Source organism: Mycobacterium sp. NPDC003449 (genome assembly GCF_053588415.1).
On the sequence record NZ_JBSFPX010000083.1, the window covers coordinates 22,336 to 29,333 of the forward strand.

The 6,998-nt window shown below is 67.0% G+C and carries 8 protein-coding genes; 1 reads left to right on the plus strand and 7 read right to left on the minus strand.

The window, feature by feature from the left end; all coding sequences use genetic code 11:
- Positions 1 to 7 precede the first annotated feature (7 nt).
- From ACWDTP_RS20655 to ACWDTP_RS20685, 7 genes are all read right to left on the minus strand, one after another.
- Positions 8 to 541, minus strand: coding sequence for a hypothetical protein (locus ACWDTP_RS20655; protein ID WP_450023113.1), 534 nt, complete (start codon positions 539 to 541; stop codon positions 8 to 10).
- Positions 538 to 1,605 (minus strand): hypothetical protein, encoded by a 1,068-nt coding sequence (locus ACWDTP_RS20660; RefSeq protein ID WP_450023115.1) that lies wholly within the window; start codon positions 1,603 to 1,605, stop codon positions 538 to 540. The genes ACWDTP_RS20655 and ACWDTP_RS20660 overlap by 4 nt, the downstream gene beginning before the upstream one ends.
- A gap of 14 nt (positions 1,606 to 1,619) precedes the next feature.
- Positions 1,620 to 2,024 carry a FixH family protein gene (locus tag ACWDTP_RS20665; RefSeq protein WP_450023116.1) on the minus strand — a complete coding sequence of 135 codons (405 nt, stop codon included), beginning with the start codon at positions 2,022 to 2,024 and terminating at the stop codon, positions 1,620 to 1,622.
- Positions 2,025 to 2,046: 22 nt separating this feature from the next.
- A complete protein-coding gene (locus ACWDTP_RS20670; RefSeq protein WP_450023118.1) occupies positions 2,047 to 3,462 on the minus strand; it encodes a hypothetical protein in 1,416 nt (471 codons plus the stop codon).
- Between the two features lie 70 nt (positions 3,463 to 3,532).
- Positions 3,533 to 4,444, minus strand: coding sequence for a polysaccharide deacetylase family protein (locus ACWDTP_RS20675; RefSeq protein WP_450023120.1), 912 nt, complete (start codon positions 4,442 to 4,444; stop codon positions 3,533 to 3,535).
- Positions 4,445 to 4,449: 5 nt separating this feature from the next.
- The gene (locus ACWDTP_RS20680; protein ID WP_450023122.1) at positions 4,450 to 5,580 is read right to left on the minus strand and encodes an oxidoreductase; all 1,131 of its coding nucleotides are present in this window, start codon (positions 5,578 to 5,580) and stop codon (positions 4,450 to 4,452) included.
- A gap of 175 nt (positions 5,581 to 5,755) precedes the next feature.
- Positions 5,756 to 6,319 carry a helix-turn-helix domain-containing protein gene (locus tag ACWDTP_RS20685; protein ID WP_450023124.1) on the minus strand — a complete coding sequence of 188 codons (564 nt, stop codon included), beginning with the start codon at positions 6,317 to 6,319 and terminating at the stop codon, positions 5,756 to 5,758.
- A gap of 162 nt (positions 6,320 to 6,481) precedes the next feature.
- Here ACWDTP_RS20685 and ACWDTP_RS20690 point away from each other — a divergent pair.
- Positions 6,482 to 6,998, plus strand: a 517-nt coding sequence (locus ACWDTP_RS20690) for an urea carboxylase-associated family protein (RefSeq protein ID WP_450023126.1), incomplete at its 3' end; no start/stop codon positions are given.

The window sequence follows — 6,998 nt, forward strand, 5'->3', positions numbered from 1 at the left end:
GGCAGCTTTACGTCTGCTCGGCATGGGAACGGCCGGCGCGCACCCACACCACCCCGGCGAGCACCAGCGTCAGGGTCAGCGGGATCAGGCCGAGCGCCCAGCTCAGCGCGAGCGGGGGGCCCGGCTGGTCGAGCACGTCGATCGTCATCTCGCCGGTGCCCGGGCCTTGCGGGCCGTCGATCTCGAACCGCAACGTCCAGCTGCCCGGTGCGTCGAGTGAGTGCACATCGAGCCCCCACACCTCGCGGTTGCGGGGGTGACGGGCCAGCTTGCGGATGCGCGACCCGCCGCCAGGGGCGAGCTCGGTGGAGGTCCCCGACAGCCCGCCGATGCCGCCGTCGGGTTCGAAGGTGAAGTCCAGCGACTGCATGGCGCGCAGCGGCCACACGGTGAAACCCACCGTCACCGGGTAGGGGCCGACCTGTACCTGTTCGGTATGCACCAGGTAGTCCAACGGGTTCGCGGCGGCCGCCGGTGCCGGGCCGGCCGCGAGGGCGAGGGCGGCGCACAGCATCGCGGTCAGCGCGCGCAGCACCGTCACGCCGTGGCCGCCATCTCGTGGTCATCGGCGGGGGCGGTCCCGACCTCGCGCATGGTCCGGCCCAGCCGAAAGGTCGCCCCGCCGAGCAGGGCCGCGAGCCCGCCGGCCGCGGCGCAGGTGGCCGCGGTGCCGACGGCGGTGCCGCTGGACCCGAGCCACCAGGCGATCGCGACCGCACCCACCGCGCCCAGGCCGGCCAGCCGCCAGGCGCCGGCGCCCCGGACACGCAGCACCAACTCGACGACGATGCCGAACCCGAACACCGCGGCGGGCACCATCAGCATGTCGACCGGAAAGCCCAACTCCACGTAATCGCGCAGGGACAGCTTCTGCACCCCGGCGTACCAGCCGACCGCCCATTCGGCCAGCGGCCACATCACCAGGTTGACCAGCAGGGTCAGCAGGCCCGTGCCCACCGCCCCGCCGCGCGGCAGCACCTGCGAGCCGAGCAGCACGCAGATCAGCGGGATGGCCACCCAGGTGGCGGTGAACCAGTCGATGCTGGTGTCGAAGTGCAGGTCGGCGAGCGCGGTGCTGGTGATCGAGGCGTACGCGCCGAAGGCGGCCACGGCCGTCATGAAACCCCAACGGGCCCAGCGGTGTTCGCGGGCGGCTGCGAACACGATCGCGGTACCGATCATGGTGACGCAGATCGAGGTCAGCCAGCCCTGGTGCGGCGGCGAGGCGATGGTGACGTCGAATCCGTAGAGCCCGTGCCACCATTCGTCCCACAGCCCGTAGAGCAGGAAGGTGGCCGCCGCGATCCCACCGATCAGATAGCCGATCGGGGCGGAGAACACGCCGAGCACCTTGACGGGGCGGCCGCCGACCGCGGGATCGGGCGCCAGGCCGTTGCGTTGGGCGGCCGTGGCGCGCAACACCATGACCAGGCTCGTCAACCCGGCGATCGCGCCGCCGGAGTAGACGAACAGGTGCGGCAGGGTGAAGAAGCTGTCCGGCCCGACATCGCTGTGCCAGCCGATGTCCCAGGTGAGGCCGAACAGCGAGATCAGCGTGCCGGCCAGCATCACGAAGGCCGGCGGTCTGCCCGGCGATTGCCTCATGCGCGAAATCCCTTCTAGCCGTTGGTGGTGACGCTCAGGACCGCGTCGTAGGTCTGGGTGCCCGAGGCGATGCGGACCGTGATCTCCCACTGCCCCGGCATGGACAGGTCCACATCGCCGCGGTACCGGTCCGCGCCGTCCGGGCTGGCGGCCACGGGCGGCGTGGCGTGACCCATCTGCGGCATGGCGGGTTCGAAGCTCACCGAGTCCGGTTGCGGGGTCTCGCCAGCGCTGCCGGTGATCTCGACGGTCAGCGGGTGCACTCCGACGCTGGGCGATTCGCCGGTCAGTCGCACCAGGTACGGGCCGGCCGTGGCGGCCGGGTGGTGGGTGGCGGTCGATGTCGGCCAGAACAGCCACAGTACGGCGGCCAGCACCGCCGCCGCCACGAATACGACGACCAGGTTCCTGCGGCTCATGCGGTTCGCTCGCAAGCTTCGCTCATGCGACCTCGACTTCGGTTGGCGCGGTGAGGATGGCGTAGTCCCGTTCGGCCTGCACCCACACCTTGTAGCGTCCCGGCCGGGCGAAGGTGTAGGTGAAGTCGATCTCGGGGCCGTAGCGGGCCACCGATTCGTCGGGCTGCCCGCCCGCCGCGCCGGGCGCGGGCGGCACCATGGCATGTGCATGCGACCAGATCGGTGCCGCGAGTGCGCGTTCGCCGACCTCGGTGCCGGTGTCGGGTTCGGTGGGCAGCGGCCCGATCACCATCATGTGCCCGGTCATCCCGAGCCACGGTTGCAGGTCGGCGGTGTCACCAAACCTGGCCCGGATCGTGCTCGGCGTGCTTGCCTTGGCGAGCGTCGCGGTCACCTGCCCGGGGGAGAGGGTTTCGGCCCTCGGCGGTGTGCGGGCCGAGCCTCCCGCCACCGAGCCCCGGACAAGTTGGATGCCGCCGCCGCGTCGGGCCAGTTCGGCGCCGACGGCGTAGGTGCCCGGTTCGGCGGGGTGGAATTGCACCTCGTAGCGGCCGGGGGCCACCCGCACCGGGTGTAGGTGCGACATATCCCCGGACGGGGAGACGACGATGAGGTGGATCAGGGCGCCGTGATGGATCAGCAGATCGTCGACGGGTCGTCCGGTCGACGAATCGATCAGGCTCAGCCCCATCGCCGTGCCGTGCATGGCCGTCACCAGGTTGATGGGTGGGCGTGAATAGTCGGTCGGGGTAAGTGAATTCGCGGCCACCCTGGCGTACGGGTCGGCGAGGTTGTCGGGAGTCGGGTCCAGGTCGTGCCCGGGCTGAGGCGGCGGCGGGGAATACGCCGAGAGTACCGCACCGGTCACCGCGACCGTCAGCGCGACGACCGTCCCGGTCGCCGGGATCAGCGCGATCCAGTTGCGGCGGGCTCGCAGCGCGACCCCCAACGAGACGATCAGCAGCGTCCCGGCCGCGAAGAACCCATAGTCGCTGGCCTTCTTCCAGGGCGGGGTCACCTGCATCGGCACCAGAAATGGGATGCGGGCCACGGTGTTTCCGTCGTCGACCAGCAGCTCCCACGGTCCGGCCCGGTCGACGTTGAGTGTCGCCGAATGGATCCCCGGATTGTCGAGCGCCACCTCGCCGGTACTGGTCGTCGCACCCGGTGCGGTCGCAGTGAGCCGCAGGGGGCCAGGTGCGTCACCGCGATGGCTGACGACGTCGACGTGCAGCGGCCCCAGCACCGGGCCCACCCGGCGGATGATCACCGTGAGCTCGCGGTCTCCCAGCGACTGTGCGACGTGGACATCGGTGTCCGAAGCGACGCCGTCGGCGCGGGCGACAGGAGCCCACAGCAACAGCGTCATACCCACCAGCATGCTCACCGCGAGCACGGGTGTCAGTGGGGTTTTCCTCCGAGCGGCGACCGGGTCCACCCAGCCAGTATTAACGAACCGCTCACCAAACCCTCGCGAGCAGCGGGTTCTCAGGTTTCGTGTCTATTTCTCAGCCCGAAGTCCCACCGCCCGAGGTGACTCGGTCACCCGAATGCGCAGCCGAAAGGGCTCGTTGGGCCAGTTCATCGCAGCGCATGATCTCGACGTCTCGGCACTCCCGGGCGAAGGCGATGAGGTCTGCGATGACCTTCAACCGGGACGGCCGACCACTCAAGAACGGATGAGCGCAGATGTTGCAGAGGCTTCCTGTGCTGCGCATCGCGTCCAGTTCCCCGAGCCACAATTCCCGCACCGTCGCGGGGGTGTTGATTACCTGGCCGATATCCGGGTCGGGTAGAAACGCGTACTGCTCCCAATCGTCGAGGCTCCAGTGCACCGGAAGCTCGGCGATACTGCCAGTGGCATGGTGGATGGCGTACGGGCGGTCGTCGTCCATCAGGCTGGAGTCGTATGTCAATCCTGATTCGATCAGCAACTCCAACGTCTTGGCGGTGAGTTGCCAGTTCGGTGCGCGGTAGCCCACTGGGTTCGCGCCCAGGGCGTGCAGCGCCTCGACGTTGGCCTGCAGGTCATCACCCTGCTGGGCATCGGACATGCCCGTGAGCGGCTTGTGCAGGTCGCTGTGCAGGGCCACCTCGTGGCCGCGCTCCAGAAGGGATTCGACCTCGTGCGGCCAGCGGCGAGCAGTTTCGCCAGGTACGAAGAATGTTGCAGAGACGTCGGTTTCGGCTAGCAGCGTCAGTATGCGCGGTAATGCGGTCTGTGGACCGTAGGCCTGGTGCGACATTGTCGACAAGTCTCGGACCGCGCTCTCGCGTCGTGCCAGGACTGCGCTCTCGGCGTCGAGGTCGAAGGTCAAGGTGAGTACCGCACGTGAACCTCGTCGCCATGCGTCGTCCAGAGACCGCCGCCATGTGCGCAAGCCGGGTTGCTCGACTCCGTCGTCTTGGTGTGGTGCCATCGTGTTCACCTGCTCTGCTCACGTCGTGTACGCGCGTGCTCGGTGTTGTCCAATGTCGCTGCAGGGGTGATGAGATCGGCGTCGAAGTCTTCGGGAGATTGTCCGTTTCGGATTCGCATGGGCCAACTCGGATCGGCGAGGGCGGGCCGGCCCAGGCTCACGAGGTCGGCTTCTCCCTCGGCCAGCACCCTGTCGATGACACCGCGCGTGTGTAGGCCGCCATTGACGATCACGGGTAGACCCGTGGTGCGACGGGCCAATTCGCCGAGTGGTGTGCCGTCGGCGGTGCGCCCGCTCTGTGTCCAGGGCCGTCCTTCACCCGCGAGATGAAGGTAGGTCGGCGCGGCCCCGGCGATGGTGTCGTAGATGTCCTCGGCCTCATGCGCGTCGACCCACCGGTGCCGGGAATCGTTGACCTTGGCCTGCGACAACCGTACCCCTACCGGAATGCGGCGTCCGATTCGATCGAGGATCGCGGCGAGCACTTCGGCGGTCAGTCTGGTTCGTGCGGTGGGAGAACCGCCGTAGTGGTCCGAGCGCGTATTGGTGTAGTCGGTGATGAACTGGTCGAGCAGATAGCCGTTGGCGGCGTGTACTTCGATGCCGTCAAACCCGGCATCCACTGCGAGTGCAGCTGTGTCCGCAAATCCGGCAAGGATCTCGGCTATCTGTTCCTGGGTCGCCTGGCTCGGAGTGGGATAGGTTCCAGCGCCGCCGTATTCGGGCATCTTCGCTCCCCTGGGTGCGACCGCGCTGGGCGCCAGTGTGGACTCCAGGTGCTGTGAGAGTGCACCAGCGTGCATGATCTGAGCGACGATGAATCCACCGGAATCATGTACGGCCTCGGTCACCGCCCGCCAGCCCCGCGCGTGTTCCAGAGAGGTCAGCGCAGGTTGATCCGCGTAGCCCTGGGCCGCCGGGCCGATGGGGTAGATCCCTTCAGTGATGATCAAACCGAAGCCGCCTTCGGCGAATCCTCGATAATACTCAGCCATCTGTCCGGTGGGAATGCCGTCGCCGCGGGTGCTCACTCGCGACATCGGTGCAACGACAAGGCGATTGGGTAGATCAAGGGCGCCGAGAGTGAACCGTGAAAACAGATCGCTGACCTGTTCGGTCGACATTTCCGTGGTCATGATGTGTTCTCCTCCAGACTTGTGGGGTTGTGATAGGCGCATCCCGGACAGCTGGGTCCTGCGCCCCGCCTGGGCGGGTCCTTCTCCCGGCTATGGTGTCGGGCGATGTGGTCACATGGCGTTCTTCATCAACTTGGAGAGCATCTCATGTGTTATACAAAAAGGCAACATTCAATTAGTAGCCGGCGGGCGTGATGATCCACAATGCGCGCGCCTCGCCTGCGCCTGTGTTGCGCCACGAGTGCGGAACGCGGCAGCTGAACGTCAGTGCATCGCCCTGCTGTAACACGTAATGGGTATCGCGCACCTGGACGTCGAGGGTTCCCGCCAGGAGTACGATGCATTCTTCGTCACCGGGGTGGCTGTAGGGCTCGTCCCCGCTGCCCGCTCCCGGGCTGACTACCGTTTCGAGAACTTCGAGGCGCCCCGATCGGGTGGGTGACAGTAACTCGTCGGCCACGCCATGGCTACGGATGATCCGTCGTTCGCCGGCCCTGACCAGAGGCCCGCGCTCATCGTCTCCATGAAATAGATCCGCGACCGGCTGACCGAGGGCCTGCATGACCTTGGACAGAGTGCTCACCGTTGGGCTGAGCTGGCCATTCTCCAACCGGCTCAGATAGGCCGGCGTGACCTCGGCCAGTGAGGCCAATTGGCGGGCACTGAGGCCTTTGGCCACGCGCGCGGCGCGAAGCCGCTGCCCCACCGACGGGTTGATTGAATCGGGGGAGACGCTCACCATTGTCCTTTCCGACAACTAGGGATATTATCGTATAACACGAATGTACAGCAGTTTCCGTTCATCCCAACCATCGCACGAGAGGGTCGCAATGCCTATGTGTTGGTATCTGTCGCCTTACGCGGTCGACGCCCCACATCCTCTGCTCGGGAGGTGTCGGCGGTGACCGTGTCTGACGTGACGCGCGCTCGCCATGTGTGCACCGTGGAAGGTGGCCGTGGCGGCGGCCTCGTGCTGCGAGCGGGTCAACGGCTTCACATCGTGAACACCTTGGGATATCAGGTTGTTGATACCTGGGCGCTCAAACTCGGGGGTGCGTCCGTAATGTCCATGTCCCACAGCCGCTTGGCGATGGGCCGACTGAGTCCACGCGTCGGGGATACCTTGGTCGACGACCTGCGCGCGGCGATGTTGACTGTGGTCGCCGACGACAGTGGGGGCGTCCACGACACGTTGATCCCGGCGTGCGATCCAGAGCGGTATCGCGCCTTGGGATTTCGGGATTGGCACGCGAGCTGCGCGGACAACTTCCGGCAGGCCCTCGATGGGCTTGCAGTGAGCGACGCCGCCGTGGGGAGCATCGCGCGGCGAGCCGTGCCGGATCCACTGAATGTGTTCATGGCGGTGGAAGCCTCGTTGACCGGTGAATTGTCGCTCAAGTCGTCAGTGGCAGTACCGG

What these genes read in the sequence shown, in the direction of transcription:
- ACWDTP_RS20660 (WP_450023115.1), bottom strand. Translation starts at nt 1,605, where the DNA reads ATGAGGCAATCGCCGGGCAGACCGCCGGCCTTCGTGATGCTGGCCGGC.
- ACWDTP_RS20665 (WP_450023116.1), bottom strand. Translation starts at nt 2,024, where the DNA reads ATGAGCCGCAGGAACCTGGTCGTCGTATTCGTGGCGGCGGCGGTGCTG.
- ACWDTP_RS20675 (WP_450023120.1), bottom strand. Translation starts at nt 4,444, where the DNA reads ATGGCACCACACCAAGACGACGGAGTCGAGCAACCCGGCTTGCGCACA.
- ACWDTP_RS20680 (WP_450023122.1), bottom strand. Translation starts at nt 5,580, where the DNA reads ATGACCACGGAAATGTCGACCGAACAGGTCAGCGATCTGTTTTCACGG.